Annotated in this window: 20 protein-coding genes, 1 tRNA gene and 1 pseudogene; 12 read left to right on the top strand and 10 right to left on the bottom strand. The window is 65.7% G+C overall.

Translation table 11 applies throughout. From position 1 onward, the window contains the following. The first annotated feature begins 130 nt into the window (after nt 1–130). The 3 genes and pseudogenes from cysK to WAW17_RS22460 all read left to right on the top strand — a co-directional run. Nucleotides 131–1,066, top strand: a complete 936-nt coding sequence (gene cysK, locus WAW17_RS22470; protein ID WP_422335124.1) for a cysteine synthase A — start codon at nt 131–133, stop codon at nt 1,064–1,066. 5 nt (nt 1,067–1,071) lie between these two features. Beyond that, nucleotides 1,072–1,656 carry a serine O-acetyltransferase EpsC gene (gene epsC, locus WAW17_RS22465; RefSeq protein ID WP_422335118.1) on the top strand — a complete coding sequence of 195 codons (585 nt, stop codon included), beginning with the start codon at nt 1,072–1,074 and terminating at the stop codon, nt 1,654–1,656. Between the two features lie 13 nt (nt 1,657–1,669). Next, nucleotides 1,670–2,011, top strand: a pseudogene (locus tag WAW17_RS22460) (AMP-binding protein); the annotation flags it as partial. A gap of 91 nt (nt 2,012–2,102) precedes the next feature. Here the strand turns inward: WAW17_RS22460 and WAW17_RS22455 are convergent. Together WAW17_RS22455 and WAW17_RS22450 are read right to left on the bottom strand one after the other, a co-directional pair. After that, a tRNA-Pro gene (locus WAW17_RS22455) sits at nt 2,103–2,176 on the bottom strand. A gap of 54 nt (nt 2,177–2,230) precedes the next feature. After that, a complete protein-coding gene (locus tag WAW17_RS22450) occupies nt 2,231–3,202 on the bottom strand; it encodes a metallophosphoesterase (RefSeq protein WP_422335117.1) in 972 nt (323 codons plus the stop codon). Nucleotides 3,203–3,335: 133 nt separating this feature from the next. Between WAW17_RS22450 and WAW17_RS22445 the strand changes: the two genes are divergently transcribed. Further along, on the top strand, nt 3,336–3,803 hold the full coding sequence (locus WAW17_RS22445) for a GatB/YqeY domain-containing protein (RefSeq protein ID WP_422335116.1): 468 nt from the start codon (nt 3,336–3,338) through the stop codon (nt 3,801–3,803). A gap of 40 nt (nt 3,804–3,843) precedes the next feature. Here the strand turns inward: WAW17_RS22445 and WAW17_RS22440 are convergent, their stop codons facing one another. Further along, complete coding sequence (locus tag WAW17_RS22440; RefSeq protein ID WP_422335123.1) at nt 3,844–6,189, bottom strand: penicillin-binding protein; 2,346 nt, start codon at nt 6,187–6,189, stop codon at nt 3,844–3,846. Between the two features lie 257 nt (nt 6,190–6,446). Between WAW17_RS22440 and WAW17_RS22435 the strand changes: the two genes are divergently transcribed. Continuing rightward, nucleotides 6,447–6,770, top strand: coding sequence for a WhiB family transcriptional regulator (locus WAW17_RS22435; protein WP_422335115.1), 324 nt, complete (start codon nt 6,447–6,449; stop codon nt 6,768–6,770). Between the two features lie 66 nt (nt 6,771–6,836). On the opposite strand, the gene WAW17_RS22430 is transcribed toward WAW17_RS22435, so the two are convergent. Both WAW17_RS22430 and WAW17_RS22425 read right to left on the bottom strand, forming a co-directional pair. After that, nucleotides 6,837–7,976 carry an ArsA family ATPase gene (locus WAW17_RS22430; RefSeq protein WP_422335114.1) on the bottom strand — a complete coding sequence of 380 codons (1,140 nt, stop codon included), beginning with the start codon at nt 7,974–7,976 and terminating at the stop codon, nt 6,837–6,839. Further along, on the bottom strand, nt 7,973–8,989 hold the full coding sequence (locus tag WAW17_RS22425) for an ArsA-related P-loop ATPase (RefSeq protein WP_422335113.1): 1,017 nt from the start codon (nt 8,987–8,989) through the stop codon (nt 7,973–7,975). The genes WAW17_RS22430 and WAW17_RS22425 overlap by 4 nt, the downstream gene beginning before the upstream one ends. A gap of 55 nt (nt 8,990–9,044) precedes the next feature. Between WAW17_RS22425 and WAW17_RS22420 the strand changes: the two genes are divergently transcribed. The 3 genes from WAW17_RS22420 to WAW17_RS22410 are packed head-to-tail and all read left to right on the top strand — an operon-like array spanning nt 9,045 to nt 10,486. After that, entirely contained in the window at nt 9,045–9,209 is a 165-nt protein-coding gene (locus WAW17_RS22420) for a hypothetical protein (protein ID WP_422335112.1), read from the top strand. A gap of 4 nt (nt 9,210–9,213) precedes the next feature. Beyond that, entirely contained in the window at nt 9,214–9,690 is a 477-nt protein-coding gene (locus WAW17_RS22415) for a RidA family protein (protein ID WP_422335111.1), read from the top strand. A 4-nt stretch (nt 9,691–9,694) separates the two neighbouring features. Beyond that, nucleotides 9,695–10,486, top strand: coding sequence for an MBL fold metallo-hydrolase (locus tag WAW17_RS22410; protein ID WP_422335110.1), 792 nt, complete (start codon nt 9,695–9,697; stop codon nt 10,484–10,486). Between the two features lie 138 nt (nt 10,487–10,624). Here WAW17_RS22410 and WAW17_RS22405 read toward each other — a convergent pair whose 3' ends face one another. After that, nucleotides 10,625–11,299: a Crp/Fnr family transcriptional regulator gene (locus tag WAW17_RS22405; protein WP_422335109.1), complete on the bottom strand. Its 675-nt coding sequence runs from the start codon at nt 11,297–11,299 to the stop codon at nt 10,625–10,627. 217 nt (nt 11,300–11,516) lie between these two features. Next, nucleotides 11,517–11,789: a hypothetical protein gene (locus WAW17_RS22400; RefSeq protein ID WP_422335108.1), complete on the bottom strand. Its 273-nt coding sequence runs from the start codon at nt 11,787–11,789 to the stop codon at nt 11,517–11,519. 81 nt (nt 11,790–11,870) lie between these two features. Between WAW17_RS22400 and nth the strand changes: the two genes are divergently transcribed. Genes nth through marP form a run of 4 tightly spaced genes read left to right on the top strand, consistent with a single transcriptional unit; the run spans nt 11,871 to nt 15,261 of the window. Next, nucleotides 11,871–12,656 (top strand): endonuclease III, encoded by a 786-nt coding sequence (gene nth, locus WAW17_RS22395; RefSeq protein ID WP_422335107.1) that lies wholly within the window; start codon nt 11,871–11,873, stop codon nt 12,654–12,656. Nucleotides 12,657–12,668: 12 nt separating this feature from the next. Beyond that, on the top strand, nt 12,669–13,322 hold the full coding sequence (locus tag WAW17_RS22390; RefSeq protein WP_422335106.1) for a TlpA family protein disulfide reductase: 654 nt from the start codon (nt 12,669–12,671) through the stop codon (nt 13,320–13,322). Further along, on the top strand, nt 13,322–14,074 hold the full coding sequence (locus WAW17_RS22385) for an NUDIX hydrolase (protein ID WP_422335122.1): 753 nt from the start codon (nt 13,322–13,324) through the stop codon (nt 14,072–14,074). The genes WAW17_RS22390 and WAW17_RS22385 overlap by 1 nt, the downstream gene beginning before the upstream one ends. Further along, a complete protein-coding gene (gene marP / locus WAW17_RS22380) occupies nt 14,071–15,261 on the top strand; it encodes an acid resistance serine protease MarP (RefSeq protein WP_422335105.1) in 1,191 nt (396 codons plus the stop codon). The genes WAW17_RS22385 and marP overlap by 4 nt, the downstream gene beginning before the upstream one ends. 6 nt (nt 15,262–15,267) lie before the next feature. Here marP and WAW17_RS22375 read toward each other — a convergent pair whose 3' ends face one another. The 3 genes from WAW17_RS22375 to WAW17_RS22365 all read right to left on the bottom strand — a co-directional run. Next, entirely contained in the window at nt 15,268–16,206 is a 939-nt protein-coding gene (locus tag WAW17_RS22375) for an alpha/beta fold hydrolase (protein ID WP_422335104.1), read from the bottom strand. 13 nt (nt 16,207–16,219) lie between these two features. Continuing rightward, nucleotides 16,220–16,744, bottom strand: coding sequence for a phage holin family protein (locus WAW17_RS22370; RefSeq protein WP_422335103.1), 525 nt, complete (start codon nt 16,742–16,744; stop codon nt 16,220–16,222). A 334-nt stretch (nt 16,745–17,078) separates the two neighbouring features. Then, nucleotides 17,079–17,653: AMP-binding enzyme (locus WAW17_RS22365; protein WP_422335102.1), on the bottom strand; the 575-nt coding region annotated here is incomplete at its 5' end.

The raw sequence follows: 17,653 nt of genomic DNA, 5'->3' as shown, positions 1-17,653 counted from the left end.
GCAGGGCGGTGGCAACATGATCACCGATGTCACCCTCGAGCAGTCCCACAACTCGAAGGGTCGGAACATTGCGAGGTCAGTCGTAGCCGATGTCGAAGACATCGGCGCGGCGTGGAGAAAGGGATCACGTATGGGCAAGATCTACAACAATGTCACCGAGCTGGCGGGGCGCACGCCGCTCGTTCGGCTCAATCGGTTGGCCGATGGGCTGGGAGCGCAGGTGGTGGCGAAGCTGGAGTTCTACAATCCGGCGAACAGCGTCAAGGACCGCATCGGCGTGGCCATCATCGATGCCGCCGAGAAGTCCGGTGAGCTGAAGCCCGGCGGAACCATCGTCGAGGCCACCAGCGGCAACACCGGCATCGCTCTGGCGATGGTCGGGGCGGCCCGCGGTTACAAGGTGATCCTCACGATGCCGGACACCATGTCCACCGAGCGTCGCGTCATGCTGCGCGCCTACGGTGCCGAAATCGTTCTCACCCCGGGTGCGCAGGGAATGGCGGGGGCGGTAGCGAAAGCGGAGGAGATCATCGCGAATACCGAGAACGCGATCCCGGCCCGCCAGTTCTCGAACCCGGCCAATCCTGACATCCACTACCGCACCACCGGCGAGGAAATCTGGGACGACACCAACGGCGAGATCGACATCTTCGTCGCCGGTATCGGCACGGGCGGCACCCTCACCGGGGTCGGCCGAAACCTCAGGGCCCGCAAGTCCGAGGTGCAGATCGTCGGCGTCGAACCCGCGGATTCCCCCATCCTTACCGGTGGCCAACCCGGTCCTCACAAGATCCAGGGCATCGGCGCCAACTTCGTTCCCGAGGTGCTCGACCGCGACATCTACGACGAGATCATCGACGTCGAGTTCACCGAGGCGGTGCGGGTGGCGCGTGAACTCGGGACGCAGGAAGGCATCCTCGGCGGAATCTCATCCGGGGCGAATGTGTGGGGTGCGCTCGAATTGGCCAAGCGGCCGGGAAATGCGGGCAAGCTGATCGTTGTGGTGGTTCCGGACTTCGGTGAGCGGTACATCTCCACGCCGCTGTTCGAACACATCCGGGACTGAATGTCGTGAACGTGCTGTACACCCTTCGTGAGGATCTGAAGAACGCGCGTGACCACGACCCGGCCGCGCGTGGGGACGTGGAGAATGCCCTCGTCTACCCGGGTCTGCACGCGATCTGGTCGTACCGGCTAGCCCACCGGTTGTGGCAGAAACCCGTACTGCGGGGGGTGGCCCGGATGGTGTCACAGTTCGCCCGCTTCCTGACCGGGATCGAGATACATCCCGGTGCGACGATCGGCCGCCGGTTCTTCATCGACCACGGGATGGGTGTGGTGATCGGGGAGACCACCGAGATCGGCGACGACGTGATGCTCTATCACGGTGTGACGCTCGGCGGGCGGTCCCATGCGAAGGTCAAACGCCACCCCACGATCGGCAACCGGGTCACCATCGGCGCCGGAGCGAAGGTCCTCGGCCCCGTGACGATCGGTGACGAGTGTGCCATCGGGGCAAACTCGGTGGTCACCAAGGATGTTCCGGCCGATTCGATCGTCACAGGGATACCCGGAGTGGCCCGGCCGCGCACGCTGAGACAACGCGAAGCGCTGGTCGATCCGACCACCTACATCGATCCCGCGATGTATATCTGAATGACAAGCCGGGTTGTCTTCCGCCGGCTACGAGACGTCGAACCCGGACCTCACCACGATCGACCATCGGGCACCCTCGGTCGCCCGGTTGTTCCTCGACTGCATCACCGCCACCCCACACGCCGAGGCGTTCCGACTCCCGGACAACGGAGGCTGGGTGAGTGTCACCTGGCAACAAGTCGGTGACCGCGTCCGGTTGATCGCTGCGGGCCTGATCTCGTTGGGCGTCGCGCCCGAGGAACGAGTCGCGTTCGCGTCATCGACCCGCTACGAATGGGTTTTGGTGGACTTCGCGGTGATGTGCGCGGGTGCCGCCACCACGGTGTACCCGACCACCAATGCCCATGATGCCGCCGCGTGGGGGACCGTATTTGAACCACTGCGGACCCGGATACGCCAGAGGCCCCCTCCGCGATGCGGAGAGGGCCTCTGATCTGCTCACACTGTCGGGGTGGCGGGATTTGAACCCACGACCTCTTCGTCCCGAACGAAGCGCGCTACCAAGCTGCGCCACACCCCGTGTTGAACCTCGGCTAGCTTACAGCACCGAGCCAGCGGAGTTTAAATCCCCTGGTCAGTTACGTAAGACCGTGCTTGTCGACGGGCTCGTGCGACTCTGCTCGACACCGGAGGTCGAGCCGCCGCGATGAGCCGGAACCAACGTCAGCAACGTCGCCTCGGGCCGGCAGCAGAAGCGCGCGGGCGCCCACGGTGACGTCCCGATTCCGGCTGACACGTGCAGCTGGGTGTGGGTACCCCACCGGGACGGGCCCTTCACCCGCGACCGGTCGATGTCGCAGTTGGTCACCAGGGCGCCGAAGAACGGCAGGCACAGCTGACCACCGTGGGTGTGGCCCGCCAGCACCAGGTCGTAACCGTCGTTCGCGAAACGGTCGAGGACGCGCGGTTCGGGGGAGTGGGTGAGGCCCAGACGCAGATCTGCCAGTGGGTTCGGTGGCCCGGCGATGGTGTCGTACCTGTCCCGTTTGAGATGCGGGTCGTCGACACCCGCCGATGCGATCCGGACTCCGCCGACCTCGAGGTCGCGGCGCGCGTGGGTGACGTCGAACCAGCCCCGCTCGGTGAACGCCGCGCGGAGATCGCCCCAGGGCAACGGCTCACCGAGAACACGCTTGTGGTCCCTGTTGAAATACTTCAGTGGGTTCTTCGGGATCGGGGCAAAATAGTCGTTGCTGCCGAACACGAACAGTCCCGGCCGTGCCAGCAGGTTGCCGAGCGCCTGCACCACCGCGGGCACCGCCCGCTGGTGCGACAGGTTGTCGCCGGTGTTCACCACGAGGTCGGGGTCGAGGCTGTCGAGTTCCCGAAGCCAGTTCTGCTTCAGTCGCTGTCCAGGCATCATGTGCAGGTCGCTGATGTGCAGCACACGTAGGGTCGACGACCCGGGCTCGAGCACCGGCATCGTGACCTCACGCAGCGTAAACGCATTCCGCTCGATCAGCGTCGCATAGCCGATCCCGAGGGCGGCGGCACCGGCCGAAGATAGGGCGGCGCGGGTCAGATTGGTTCGGAGCTCGTCAGACACTCCTCCAGGATACTGGTGAAAGCAATCGAACTGCAGGGTGCAAGCGGGGGCGGAGCATTCCCGCGTATGTGTTCAAGCGGGGGCGGAGCATTCCCGCGTATACGTTCAGTCGGGTGCGCGTAGCGTTTCGCTCATGCCAGATTCACTGAAAGCACGACTTCGTTCCGACATGACGGCCGCAATGAAGGCCAAGGATTCACTCCGCACCGCCACTCTCCGCCTGCTCATCGCGGCGGTGCAGACCGAGGAAGTTTCCGGTAAGCAGGCGCGCGACCTCACCGACGACGAGGTGCTGAAGGTTCTCGCCAAGGAGTCGAAGAAGCGTGGCGAGTCCGCCGAGATCTACACCGAGAACGGCCGGGGCGAGCTCGCGGCGCAGGAACGCGCAGAGGCGCAGATCATCGACGAGTACCTCCCGACACCGCTCACCGACGCAGAGCTCGTCGATGTCGTGGACACGGCGATCGCGCAGGTGGCCGAGGGAATCGGCGAACGGCCCGGGATGCGTCAGATGGGTCAGGTCATGAAGGCGGCGACCGCGCTGGCGGGCGGGAAGGCAGACGGCTCGCGGCTGTCCGCCGCCGTCAAGTCCCGACTGTGACCAGCGGGGGAAGTGCGTGTCCACGCACTTCCCCCGTGGCTCAGCGAGGTAGCGGTGGCAATTGAATCGGCGGTAGGCCTGGTAGCTGGATGGGTGGAATGGGAATGCCCTGTCCAGGTGATTGCTGGGGCGCTGCCCGAACCGATCCGTCGCTGATGTAGATCGTGATGGTCGAGCCCGGGATCGCGGACCCGGACGGGGAGACGCTGGTGACGGTCCCCTTGGCCGCCTGGGCTTGGGTGGTAACGGCGTTGACGGTGAACCCGGCGGCCTGCAGACGTGATGTCGCAGCCGACTGGCTCAACCCGACCACGTCGGGCACCTGACCGTTCTGGGAACCCCGCGCATATTTCTGATCGATGGGCGGCAGACTCGTGGGCCCGAATTTCTCGCCGATCGGTTTCATCGCGGCATACCAGGTGCGGGCGGGTTCGTTACCGCCGAAGAGGTTTCCGTCCCCACACGGGCGCAGTGGGCTCGAGCAGATCTCACCCGGGGTCGGGGAGTCGCCGAATACGTAGACCGCTGCGGCCAGATTGTTGGTGAAGCCGACGAAACCGGACGACATGTGGGACTCGGTGGTACCGGTCTTGCCCGACATCGGGAGCGTCCAGCCGGCGGTGCCTGCCGCAGCCGCGGACGTGCCGCCGGGCTTGTCGTCCTTGCTCAGGGCGTTGGCGAGGGTGTCCGCGAGGCCGGGTTCGACCACCTGCTCACACGCTTGCTGGGTGATGGAGACGGGTTTGCCCTCACGGTCGAAGACCGAATCGACCGGGGTGGGCGGGCACCACCTGCCGTGCGAGGCGAGGGTCGCCGCGACGTTCGACAGTTCCAGAGGATTGATCCACGTCGGCCCGAGGGTGAAGGAGCCGAGGTTCTGGTCCTTCTGGAAATCGGCCATGCTGCGGTCGTCGAATCCGGAGGTGCCCGGCTGTGCGTAGGAACGCAGTCCGAGGCGCACCGCCATGTCGACGGTGGGGGCGACTCCGGTGGCTTGGATCAGCTTGACGAACGCGGTGTTCGGGGACTGTGCGAGTGCGTCCGTCACCGACATGGATGCCGGGTAACGTCCCGCGTTCTCCACGCAGTAGGTGGAGGCGGGGCAACCTTTTGCCCCACCGCTGCCCATACCTCTGGCCTCGAACCGGGTGGGAACGTCGAGAACCGCGTTGGTGCCCAGCCCCTTCTCCATCGCAGCCGCCGTCGTGAAGATCTTGAAGATGGATCCCGCTCCGTGGCCGGCGAGCGAATACGGCTGTGCCTGTACGGTTTCGTCGGCATCCGAATTGAGTCCGTAGGTACGGCTGCTGCCCATCGCGAGGATGCGGTGCTGGTCCTGGCCGGGTTGCACCACGTTCATCACGTTGGCGACACCGTTGATGGTGGGGCTGGCGTTGGCAACGAGTGCCGCCTTGGTCGACGCCTGGACCTCCGGATCGAGGGTCGTCTTGATCAGATAGCCGCCCTTGTCGATCTGCTCGCGGCTGATGCCGCTGTTCGCCAGGTACTGCAGTGCGTAGTCGCAGAAGAATCCACGGTCACCCGCTGCGATGCACCCGCGCGGCAACCGGTTGGGTTCGGGAAGAACGCCGAGCGGCGCCTCCTTGAGCTGACGCAGCTCGTTCGCGCGTTCGGGGATGTTCGCGATCATGGTGTCCAGCACGACGTTGCGGCGCGCGAGAACACCCTCCGGATTGGTGTACGGATTGAGCGCCGAGCTGGACTGCACCATGCCCGCGAGCATCGCCGCCTGCTGTGCGTTCAGGTCGGCGGCGTCGATGCCGAAGTAGGTTTGCGCGGCGTCCTGGATGCCGAACGAGGCATTGCCGAACGGCACCAGATTGAGGTAGCGGGTGAGGATCTCGTCCTTGGTGAGTTCCTTGTCCAGCGTGAGCGCCATCCGGATCTCCCGGATCTTGCGAGCCGGGGTGGTCTCGATGGCCGCGCGGCGTTCCGCGTCGGTCTTGGCCACGACGAGCAGCTGGTAGTTCTTCACATACTGCTGATCGAGAGTTGATGCACCCTGCTGGACTTCGCCGCTCGTGGTGTTGGTCAGGAAGGCGCGGATGGTTCCCTGCCAGTCGACGCCCTTGTGTTCGGCGAAGCGCCGATCCTCGACGGAGACGATCGCGAGCTTCATCTCGTTCGAAATCTTCTCGCTGGGCACTTCGAATCGCCGTTGCTCGTACAACCAGGCGATGGGGTTACCCGCTGCATCGACCATTGTCGATACAGCCGGGACCGTTCCTTCGACAAGTTCCGCGGAGACGTTGTCGACGGTGTCCGCGGCGCGGTTGGAGGCGTAACCGAACCCGCCGGCGAGCGGAAACATCACACCTGCGAGCAGAACACCTGCCAGGGCGGAGCATCCGGCGAGCTTCCCCACTGTTTTTGCAATCGACACGATCTACAGAGTACGTGGCCCCGGAGACCTCGCAGGTTCGACGCGTTCTCGGGCACGGAAATGCTCTGAGCACGGGGTATGGACGGTCGTACCAAAAAATGCCGCTTTCCGGCTTGCGCACTGCGGTTTCTTTACCTAAATTATTGGAACGGTGTGATGGAGGTAACACTCCGTTACGAATGTGGTGCAACCGTCACGTGCTAGGTGCTGGTTTGCGCTGACACGAAGAGGGGAAACGAATGTACATGACCACCCCAACCAGCCGTCTGGACATCGAGCAAGCAGAAGCCCGGATCGCCTGGGTCACCCAGGCTCGTTGTCGGGAGGTAGATCCCGACCAACTCTTTGTCCGAGGCGCAGCCCAACGCAAGGCCGCCACCATCTGCCGGCATTGTCCGGTACTCATGCAGTGTGGAGCCGACGCACTCGACAATCGTGTCGAGTTCGGCGTCTGGGGCGGCATGACAGAACGCCAACGTCGGGCATTGCTCAAGCAGCATCCCGAAGTGGAATCGTGGTCCGACTTCTTCGAAGCGCAGCGGCAGCACCAGTCGGCGGTCTGACCACGGCCCGTGCTTCGCGAACAGGTGGCCCAACAGTGGGTGGCCGGTTCTCCGGCAGAGATCTGATCAGATCTTCCGGGTGAGCTGGTCACCCACCGCTCTCAACGCCTCGAGGTCCGACACCTCGAACGGCAGCGAGGGAACACCCACGATCGGGACGTGCGGATGGGCGGCCGTGAACCGGCTGAGCAGCTGAACCTCCCGTTTGGCGGTCACCGCGCGGTGCGCGTGGATCCGCAGGACGGCGGCGGTCAGAGGCTCCTCGTCCTCGATCAGGTCTGCTGCGGTGGCCGCATGGTCCGCCGGCAGGGAACAGAGCGTGGGGTGGGTCCGGTTGAGGACCAGGCCCGCGAGGGGCATCTGATCGGTCGAGAGCCGGTCCACGAAGAACGATGCTTCCCGCAGGGCGTCGGGTTCGGCCGCGGCGATCACGAGGAAATTCGTGCCGGGGTGCTGCAACAATTCGTAGGTGCGTGTGGCTCGCTCGCGGAACCCTCCGAACATCGAGTCCAGAGACTGGACGAAACTCGAGGCGTCCGAAAGCATCTGGCTGCCCACGATCGTGGACACCCCCCGCAGCGCAAGGCCCATGGCGCCGGTCACGAGGCGGGTGAGTCCCCGCCCGGGCGCCGTGAAGAGCCGGATCATGCGGCCGTCGAGAAAAGTGCCGAGACGCTGAGGTGCGTCCAGGAAGTCGAGGGCGTTGCGCGACGGCGGAGTGTCCACCACCACCAGATCCCATTCGTCGCCGGCCGCGAGCTGCCCCAGCTTCTCCATCGCCATGTACTCCTGCGTCCCCGAAAAGGAGGAGGCCACGGTCTGATAGAAGGGGTTCGTCAAAATCTGTTCGGCCTTCTCGGGTGTCGAGTGCTCGATCACCATCTCGTCGAACGTCCGGCGCATGTTGAGCATCATGGCGTGAAGTTCGCCGGTGGCGCCCGGTCCGAGCTGCACCGGTTGCGGCGAGTTGTCCAGCTCCTGCACCCCCAGCGCCTGCGCCAGCCGTCGCGCCGGATCGATGGTCAGCACGACCACCTTCCGGCCCTGTTCCGCCGCACGGAGAGCCAGAGCCGCGGCTGTCGTCGTCTTACCGACCCCGCCGGCCCCGCAGACCACGACGATCCGGGTGGCCCGATCTTCGAGAATGCCCGCGACGTCGAGGGCAGCCGCGACATGGCGATGCTCGTGTTCGGCAGCATGAGTCATCGGACACCCTGTTCCGTGAGATATTCCGCGAGTTCGTACAGTCCGCCCAGATCCACACCGTCGGCCAGCGACGGCAGATGGAGTCGAGCCCCGTCCAGTTCGGTGAGTTGCCCGGCGCTCTCGGCTTCGGACTCGAGGACCGACGCGTGTTCGATCGCCTCGGTGAGCAGTCCGGCGAAATTGTCGTCGTCCAGCGTGACCCCACCCTTTTGTAGCCCGGCCCGGATCGATTCGGCGTCGATGCGCCCCTTGGCGGCATCGGCCAGGACTTCGTCCGGCAGGAACTGCGGGCTGGTGCGATTGACGACGATCGTCCCGAGCCGCAGGTCGGCGGCGGCGAGTTCCTCGGCCGCGTCGGTCGTCTCCTGGACGGGGAGGGCCTCGAGGAGAGTCACCAGGTGGACGACGGTGTCGTCGGAATGAAGCAGGCGCACAACGCCCTCACTCTGCGAACGTATCGGGCCGCCCTTGGCGAGATCTGCCATCGCCTTCGTCACGTCGAGAAAGCTGCTGATGCGTCCGGTCGGCGGTGAATCGACGACGACGGCGTCGTACACCCGCTTACCGGAGTTGTCGGTCCGCACCACGCATTCCTTGATCTTGCCGGTCAGTATGACGTCGCGAAGACCCGGTGCGATGGTGGTCGCGAACTCGATGGCGCCGAACTTGCGCATTGCCCGACCCGCGAAACCGAGGTTGTAGAACATGTCGAGGTACTCGAGGAATGCGGTCTCGATGTCGAGGGCCAGAGCCATCACCGCACCGCCGCCCTCGGCGGCCGCCACTTTCGTCTCCTGCGGCGGCAGGGGCGGCACGTCGAACAGCTGGGCAATGCCCTGCCGTCCCTCGACTTCCACCAGTAACACCCGGCGTCCACCCTCTGCCAGGGCGAGCGCCAACGCGGCGGCCACCGTGGACTTACCGGTGCCGCCCTTTCCGGACACGAAGTGCAGCCTTGCCCGCGCGGCCTTCTTCGGCCACGTCGGGACGAGCTGGTCTGAGGATGCAACCACGGGGTCGAGCCTATAAGTCCGGGGGCCGGGATGTGCGGAGGATAGGCTCACCGGCATGAGTGAATTGACTTCCTGGGAGTACGCGACAGTTCCGCTGCTCACCCATGCGACCAAGCAGATCCTCGATCAGTGGGGCACCGACGGCTGGGAACTCGTGGCGGTTCTTCCCGGTCCCACCGGTGAGCAGCACGTGGCATACCTCAAGCGTCCGAAGGGCTGAGACGGTGGCAGAGACGCAGAAGTGGACGGCCCGCCTCGCCGAACTGGGCCTCGAGTTGCCGCCGGTCGTCCCGCCTGTGGCCGCCTACGTACCGGCGGTGCGTACCGGTAGTCACGTCTACACCTCCGGGCAGCTGCCGATTGTCGACGGCGCACTCTCGGTCACCGGCAAGGTCGGCGGCGGTGTGTCGGACGAGGACGCCAAGGCGGCGGCCCGAACGTGCGCTCTCAATGCGCTCGCCGCCGTCGACGCTCTCGTCGGCATCGACTCGGTGGTGCGGATCGTCAAGGTCGTCGGGTTCGTGGCGTCGGCGGAAGGATTCACCGGACAACCCGGTGTGATCAACGGTGCCTCCGAATTCCTGGGTGAGGTGTTCGGTGAGGCAGGCGCACACGCCCGCTCCGCCGTCGGTGTCGCAGAACTGCCCCTCGGCGCACCGGTCGAGGTGGAACTGATAGTGGAAATACGAGCGGGAGCGTAATGCGATGACGCTGAACCACCCCGCCTACGCACAGCTCCGGCCGGTCACCCCGACCGTGTCGGTGCTGCTGCAGAACAACCCAGGCATGATGACCCTCGACGGCACCAACACCTGGGTTCTTCGTGCGCCGGGCCGCGAGGAATGTGTGGTGGTGGATCCGGGAGAGCACGATGAGGAGCACCTGGGGCGTGTCGCCGAACTCGGGCCGGTCGCGCTCACCCTGATCACCCACCGGCACTTCGACCACACCGGCGGGGTGGAACCGTTCTTCGACCTCACAGGTGCCCCGGTCCGTTCCGTCGACCCCCGGTTTCTCCGCGGCGGCGGTGCGGCACTGGCCGACAGCGAGACCATCGATGTCGCAGGCCTGACCCTGACCGTGGTCGCGACACCGGGGCACACGAAGGATTCGGTGTCCTTCGTCGTCGAAGGAGAAGGGACCGTGCTCACCGGAGACACGATCCTCGGCCGCGGAACAGCCGTCCTCGACGACACCGACGGTCACCTCGGGGACTATCTGACGTCGTTGCGCCGCCTGGCGGCCTTAGGGGAGGGCCGCAGGGTCATGCCGGGCCACGGACCCGAACTTCCCGATCTTTACACCATCGCCCAGCAGTACCTCGATCACCGGGAGGAGCGACTCGAACAGGTCCGGGCGGCCCTCGAGTCGCTGGGCGGCGAACCGACCGTCCGGGAAGTGGTCGAACACGTCTACTCCGACGTCGACCCGAAGCTGTGGCCGGTGGCGGAAAAATCCGTCACCGTCCAGCTCGCATACCTGCGCGGTCTCGACTAGGCGCAGGCCTCACTCTCCCCGCGCCGTCCACTCCCGCGCGCCGCCCACTCCCGCGCGCCGCCCAATGTCACAGAGGTTCCGTCTGAATAGACGTATGTGACATTGGACGGCGCCAAGCGGCGGACGGTCGAGGAGGAACTACCGGGCGCGTCGTGCCAGACGCTCGGAATCGGAGATCAGCACGCTCTTGCCTTCGAGGCGCAGCCAACCGCGGTGCGCGAAGTCGGCGAGGGCCTTGTTGACGGTCTCGCGGGATGCGCCGACGAGCTGGGCGATCTCTTCCTGCGTGAGGTCATGGGTGACGCGTAGTGAGCCTGCCTCCTGGGTGCCGAACCGCTGAGCAAGCTGCAGCAGCGCCTTCGCGACACGACCGGGAACGTCGGTGAAGATGAGGTCGGCGAGGTTGTTGTTGGTGCGACGCAGTCGGCGTGCGAGCACCCGCAGGAGCTGTTCGGCGATCTCGGGGCGGTGATCGATCCACTGCTTGAGGGCGTCGCGGTCCATGCTGACCGCGCGGACCTCCGTGACCGTCGTGGCCGTGGACGTACGCGGGCCGGGGTCGAAGATGGACAGTTCACCGAACATGTCGGACGGGCCCATGATCGTGAGCAGGTTTTCGCGGCCGTCCGGCGAGCGTCGGCCTATCTTCACTTTGCCCGACACGATGATGTACAGGCGGTCACCCGGTTCACCTTCGTTGAAGATGACATGTCCGCGGGGGAAGTCGACAGGCTGCAGCTGCTTGGTCAGCGCCGCTACCGCTGAGGGCTCGACTCCTTGGAAGATGCCGGCTCTTGCCAGGACGTCGTCCACTTGCGCTCCTTGGGGAATATTTGTGTTTCTGTAGTCATACAGTGCTCGATTTGCTGCATGTCGACGCGCCGCCAGTGACCTGCGGCTGTCTAGTACAACAGTTACGGCTCTGAAGTCTACGTTGAGAGCGATCGATCCGAGTGACCGATACCACGTAAGTCGCAAAAGTTAACCGGGAAACACGATTTCCGGGACGCGGACAGATCCCCGGCGGTCGTCAGCTCGCACGCCGCGAACCTATGATCCTGACGTCGGCGTCCTCGGAGTCGAAGCGGGACGTGCCCCTGCGCCGGCGGTGGAAGCGGGCCAGAGCATGCGGGAATCCCTCTTTGGCCAGCGTGGCCACCTCTTCGGAACTTGCCTGGTCCAGGAACTCTTCGACCTCCTGCGGGCGCACGTTGAGCCTGCGGAGCCGAAACTCCACGCGTTCCATGGCCAACGCAAACAGCATCAGCAGCACTGGGAAGAGGACCACAGCGAGACCTTGCATACCGGGAAGTAAACACTGCGAAGGTCTCAGAAGCGACACAGCGACGATTCGGATCGCGCCGGTATCCGTAGAGTTGACCTCGTGCATGCGACTCCCACCGACGGCTTCGAAGTGCGCGGACGCACACGGCCGCGCCCCCGGAAACAAGAAGAAACCCGGCTCGGTCTCGTAAGGCGCGCGAGGCGAATGAACCGCCGGCTGGCGGAGGCGTTTCCCCATGTCTACTGCGAACTCGACTTCACCACGCCGCTCGAACTCACGGTCGCGACCATTCTCTCTGCGCAGACCACCGATGTGCGGGTCAACACGGTGACGCCCGCTTTGTTCTTGCGCTATCCCGACGCCAAGGCGTATGCGGAGGCAGAACGTACCGAACTCGAGGAGTACATCCGGTCCACGGGCTTCTATCGGAACAAGGCGTCCGCGCTGATCGGGCTGGGTCAGGCGCTCCTCGAACGTTTCGACGGGGAGGTTCCGCGCACCCTCGCCGAGCTCGTGACGCTGCCCGGTATCGGCCGCAAGACGGCCAACGTGATCCTCGGCAACGCCTTCGACATTCCCGGCATCACTGTGGACACCCACTTCGCGAGACTCGTCCGGCGCTGGAAATGGACCGAGGAAGAGGATCCGGTCAAGATTGAGCACGCGGTCGGTGAGCTCATCGAACGCAAGGAGTGGACCCTGCTGTCCCATCGGGTGATCTTTCATGGACGCCGGGTGTGTCACTCCCGTAAACCGGCGTGCGGGGTCTGCGTGCTGGCCCAGGACTGCCCGTCGTACGGGCTCGGTCCGGTCGATCCCGAAGCCGCCGCCAAGTTGGTTCGCGGTCCGGAGACGGAGCATCTGCTCCGGCTGGCCGGCAGGTGAGGGTCGATTCGAGTGTCTAGTGCAGCGCGGTGGAGTCTTGCCACCCTCGTCGTCGTCGTGGCTCTCGTCGTCGCGATCTGGCCGCGGAACGACGGCGAGGCGCCGTCGTACGAGGACAGGTTCGGGTCCGGCGCGCGGACGACGGCCTCGGTGACAGCGGATCCCGAGGCGCTGTCCGAGCTGCGGTCGGCGGCCGGTCTCACGTCGTGTCCCACTCCGTCCGGGGCGTCTACCCAGAATTCCGTGCTGTCCGGGATCGTCCTGGAATGTGTGGGGGACGGCAGCCCCGTCGATCTTGCGTCGGCTCTCGCCGGCACCCCGGCACTGGTGAATCTGTGGGCCTACTGGTGCGAGCCGTGTGCCGAGGAGTTGCCGTACATGCAGCAGTTTTCCGATCGTGCGGGTGACGCGGTTACCGTGCTCACGGTGCACACCGATCCCGATGAGTCCCGCGCGTTGTCCAGGCTGATCGACTACGCCGTGACGCTGCCCGGTGTGCAGGACGGCGACGGGCGCGTTCGGGCCGCGGTCGAAGCGCCCGCTGTGCTCCCTGTGTCGGTGCTGGTGCGAGCAGATGGGACCGTGGCGAAAATTGTCCCGCAACCGTTCCGGAGCGTCGACGAAATCGCAGCTGCCGTACAGGACAATCTGGGGGTAGCGGCATGATGATCTCCACTGATGCCGCCGTTCCGGCCTGGTTGCGGCGTGTGGTGCAGCGGACTCCGGCCGATCCCCATCGCATCAATCCTGTTCTGGATCGACGGGCTCCGAACGGTGCCACCACGCGTGATGCGGCTGTCCTGGTGCTGTTCGGTGGCCCCTTCGAGGACGACCCGCTGATGTCGGGAGGGCTCCCTGCGGAGGCCGACATTCTCCTCACCCAGCGTGCGGCGACCATGCGCCAGCACAGCGGGCAGGTGGCGTTTCCCGGTGGGGCCCGCGATCCGGAGGACGACGGACCCATCGCCACCGCTCTGCGGGAGGCGCAGGAGGAGACGGGCCTGGACCCGTCCGGGGTGCGTCCACTCGCCGTCCTCGGGGAGATCTTCATTCCGCCGTCCGGATTCGACGTCACTCCCGTCATCGCGTACTGGGAATCGCCCAGCGCGGTCGGTGTTGTCGATCCAGCCGAGGCGACACGCGTCGCCCGGGTTCCCGTGCACACGCTGATCGATCCGGACAACCGGTTCCAGGTTCGCCACCTCGCCGGATATCAGGGCCCGGCCTTCCTTGTCGACGGCATGCTCGTCTGGGGTTTCACCGCGGGGATTCTCGCGGCGTTGCTCACGGTGTCCGGTTGGGAGCAGGAGTGGGATCGGGACGACATCCGTGATCTCGACGCCGTGCTGGCGGGCCTGGACTATCACCTCGACGAGCACCCGAGGCATCGTCACGATCATCCGGCGGTCGAGCGATGACGGGTTCGCAGTGGATCGATCTGGCGATCGCGCTGATCGCTCTCGTCGCTGCCACCTCCGGCTGGCGTCACGGAGCGGTGGCGTCGGTGCTGGCGTTCGTCGGGGTGCTGCTCGGTGCTGTCGCGGGCATTCTCATCGCACCCCACGTGCTGGTGCACGTCGACGAGGGACGCCTTCGGGTGCTGGCGGGCATCGCGCTGATCGTGGTGCTGGTGATCGTCGGTGAGGTCGCCGGAATGGTCCTGGGCCGCGCCGCGCGGGGCAGTATGCACAGCCCTGCCGCACGCTCGGCCGACAGCGTGATCGGGGCCGGAGTTCAGGCCGTTGCAGTGTTCGTCGCGGCATGGTTGCTGGCCATCCCGCTCACTTCGTCTTCGCAACCGCAGTTGGCGGCGGCGGTGCGCGGGTCGAGCGTGCTCGAGACGGTCGACGGTCTCGCACCCCCTTGGATGCGCCGTCTGCCCACCGAATTCTCGGCGCTGCTCGACACCTCCGGACTACCCGACGTCATCGGTCCGTTCGGGCGAACCCCGATCACCACCGTCGACCCGCCGGACGCGAGTGTTCTGGAAAGTCCGGTCGCGGCGTCGCTGCAGGAGAGTGTGCTGCGGATCAGGGGTGTGGCTCCGAGCTGCCAGCGGGCACTCGAGGGGTCGGGTTTCGTCGTTGCTCCCGACCGGGTGATGACCAACGCGCACGTGGTGGCCGGGACCGCCGGAATAGTCGTGGACACGGCGCAGGGCCAGTTGGATGCCGAGGTCGTGTTGTTCGATCCGTCGACCGATGTCGCGGTCCTCGAGGTGCCGGGACTCGACGCGCCGGTTCTCGACTTCGCGCAGGAGCCCGCGCGCACCGGAGAAAGCGCCCTCGTCCTCGGCTACCCGGGCGGTGGTCCGTACACGGCAAGCGCCGCACGCGTGCGTGAGATCCTCGATCTCTCCGGACCGGATATCTATCGGACCGGGACGGTCGAGCGGGAGGTCTACACCGTCCGCGGCTCGATCCGGCAGGGCAACTCCGGTGGTCCTCTCGTCGACGACGGGGGACAGGTGCTCGGGGTGGTGTTCGGCGCCGCGGTGGACAACAGCGATACCGGGTTCGTGCTCACCGCCGCGGAGGTGTCGCGTCAACTGCAGGCGGGGGCCGAGTCCTCCCTCGCGGTGGCCACCGGCGCCTGCATCGTCTGAGCGGGGTCAGGCCCCGAGTGCCCTCATATGGCCGAGCAGCGCATCGTTCACACGCTCCGGCGCCTCCCAGTGGGCGTAGTGGCCGACGCCGCCGATCATCTGCAGTTGCTGGGTGGGGGCGTACCGGTGGCTGCGCCGCACCGTGTCGGCCAGCACGTACGTGTCGAGATCACCGTGCAGGTGCAACACCGGGATCTGCAGGGTCTGTTCCATCAGCGACATGAACTTGGCGCCGTCGGGCCGGAACTGGCTGCGGAACGCCCAGCGCTGGTATTCCAGCGTGCTGTGAGCCGTTCCGGGAATCTGGATCGCTGAGCGCATCCGCGAGTTCACGAGCTCGAACTCAGGATTCTGCGGCCATGTGGGGCCGGACCGTCCGATGATGAGACGCTCCATCGCCGCCCCGTCGTCGTGCGTGAGCTGCCGTTCGGGACGCCACGGCAACTGGCAGGCGAGGAAGGAGGGGAGTAACGCCTTGCGTTGACGCCGGTCGTGCAGGACAGCCTGTTTCAATGCGACGGGATGTGGCGAACTGATCAGGGCGATGGACCGCACCAGCCGCGCGTGGAGAACGGCGGTGGCCCAGCAGACGAGTCCGCCGTCCGCGTGACCGACGAGCGTCGCCTCGCCGTAACCCATGGCGCGGATCAGGCCGGCGATGTCGCCGGCGAGGGTCCACCCGTCGTAGCCACGTGGTGGTTTGTCGGAGTCGCCGTAACCGCGGAGGTCGACGGCGACGGCGCGAAACCCTTCGTCGGCCAGTGCCGGCAGTTGGTGGCGCCACGACCACCAGAAGTCGGCGAATCCGTGCAGGAGGACGACGAGCGGCGCATCCGGGTCGGATGCGCCGGTCTCGACGGTATGGAAACGGATCCCGTTGGCATGAATGTCGCGGTGCGTCCAGTGTTCGTCGAAACGGACAGTGGACGGATCGGGTGGCGCCACGGAGTGTGTTGCGTTAACGCGCGTGACGTCCGGCGGGCGCAGTGATCTGCGCCTGCGTGTCCGGATGTGAGGACGGCAGCACCGACCTCGCCTGCTTGAGGGAATCGATCGTCTTCTCCGGTGCCCGGAGTTTGCGTACTCGCAGATAACCGAGCAGGCCGAAGATCGCAGTCGCCACGATCATGATCAGGAAGACGATGAGGAAAGCCAGCCAGCGGGCGATCCAGATGTCGAGAAGTTCGGCGAGGAAGAAGAAGAAGAAGAACGAACTGAAGAGCAGGACCGTGAACGCGAGAATGAAGAACAGGCTGCCCTGCAGGCCCTTCTTGACCTCGCCGGTCACCTCGGCCTTCGCGAGTTCGACTTCGGCGCGTACCAGGGTCGAGACCTGCGCAGTTGCATGCTTGACCAGCGTGCCGAGGCTTGCCTCGCCGGGGGTCTCCACGTCGACACCGGTGAGGGGAATCGAGGACACCGTGTTCGGCACCCCGTCTCCCGTGTATCGCGGGCTGTCTCCCTTGCCGTGAGTGATGCTCACTTGTCGACCCCTCCAGGTAGCTCGTGCACGTCCAGGTCTTTCCGTCGGGCCGCGGAGGCCCGGCATCGATTCCCGCTTACGCGAGTCTCGCTAGAAGCAGGCTAACGGTCCACCGGCCGTCGCCGGACATCGAGAGTGAAGATGTCGCGGAAATCGAGGACGACGAGACCTCGAGTCCGGGCGCCGCCGCGGTGTCGGTCTCCCACGTACCACCAGATCCGCTTGTGATCACCGGATGATCGTGGGGCTCGTCGCTGCGGCGCTGACCTTCGTCTCACGGCTGGTGATACGCGAAACGAAGGATCAGTCGCTCGACAGCGTGCAGGCGTCCCGCCTACTTACCGCGGATCGCGTCGAAGACCTTGGGATCGACGAGGGTGGAGGTGTCGCCGAGGTCGCGGCCTTCGGCGATATCCTTCAGCAGGCGGCGCATGATCTTGCCGGACCGGGTCTTGGGCAGTTCGGGCACGATCATGATCTGCCGGGGTTTGGCGATGGGGCTGATTTCCCGCGAGACTTCGGCCTTGAGTTCGTTGACGAGCTGGTCGCCGGTGTTCTCGATTCCCTCGCGCAGGATCTCGAATGCGACGATGCCCGGCCCGGTGGTTTCGTCGGCGGCGCCGACGACGGCGGCCTCGGCGACACCGTGGTGACCGACGAGCGCTGATTCCACCTCGGAGGTGGAGATGCGGTGACCGGAGACGTTCATGACGTCGTCGACCCGTCCGAGGACCCACAGCGCGCCGTCCTCGTCGTACTTGGCGCCGTCTCCGGCGAAGTACCAGCCCTGTTCGGGGTAGCGGGACCAGTAGGTGTCGCGGTAGCGGTCCATGTCGCCCCAGATGCCGCGGAGCATCGCCGGCCACGGCTTGTCGAGCACGAGATAGCCGGAGCCGCCGGCGCCGAGTT

The organism is Rhodococcus sp. (in: high G+C Gram-positive bacteria) (assembly GCF_049286785.1).
Classification (GTDB): domain Bacteria; phylum Actinomycetota; class Actinomycetes; order Mycobacteriales; family Mycobacteriaceae; genus Rhodococcus_F.
Note: the sequence above shows the minus strand (reverse complement) of the source record. Positions and strands in the feature narration are given on the sequence as shown.

Coding starts and splice junctions, on each gene's coding strand:
- WAW17_RS22400 (WP_422335108.1), bottom strand. CDS start 11,789: ATGCAAGGTCTCGCTGTGGTCCTCTTCCCAGTGCTGCTGATGCTGTTT.
- WAW17_RS22410 (WP_422335110.1), top strand. CDS start 9,695: ATGACGCTGAACCACCCCGCCTACGCACAGCTCCGGCCGGTCACCCCG.
- WAW17_RS22420 (WP_422335112.1), top strand. CDS start 9,045: ATGAGTGAATTGACTTCCTGGGAGTACGCGACAGTTCCGCTGCTCACC.
- WAW17_RS22445 (WP_422335116.1), top strand. CDS start 3,336: ATGCCAGATTCACTGAAAGCACGACTTCGTTCCGACATGACGGCCGCA.
- WAW17_RS22430 (WP_422335114.1), bottom strand. CDS start 7,976: ATGACTCATGCTGCCGAACACGAGCATCGCCATGTCGCGGCTGCCCTC.
- WAW17_RS22385 (WP_422335122.1), top strand. CDS start 13,322: ATGATCTCCACTGATGCCGCCGTTCCGGCCTGGTTGCGGCGTGTGGTG.
- cysK (WP_422335124.1), top strand. CDS start 131: ATGGGCAAGATCTACAACAATGTCACCGAGCTGGCGGGGCGCACGCCG.
- marP (WP_422335105.1), top strand. CDS start 14,071: ATGACGGGTTCGCAGTGGATCGATCTGGCGATCGCGCTGATCGCTCTC.
- WAW17_RS22435 (WP_422335115.1), top strand. CDS start 6,447: ATGTACATGACCACCCCAACCAGCCGTCTGGACATCGAGCAAGCAGAA.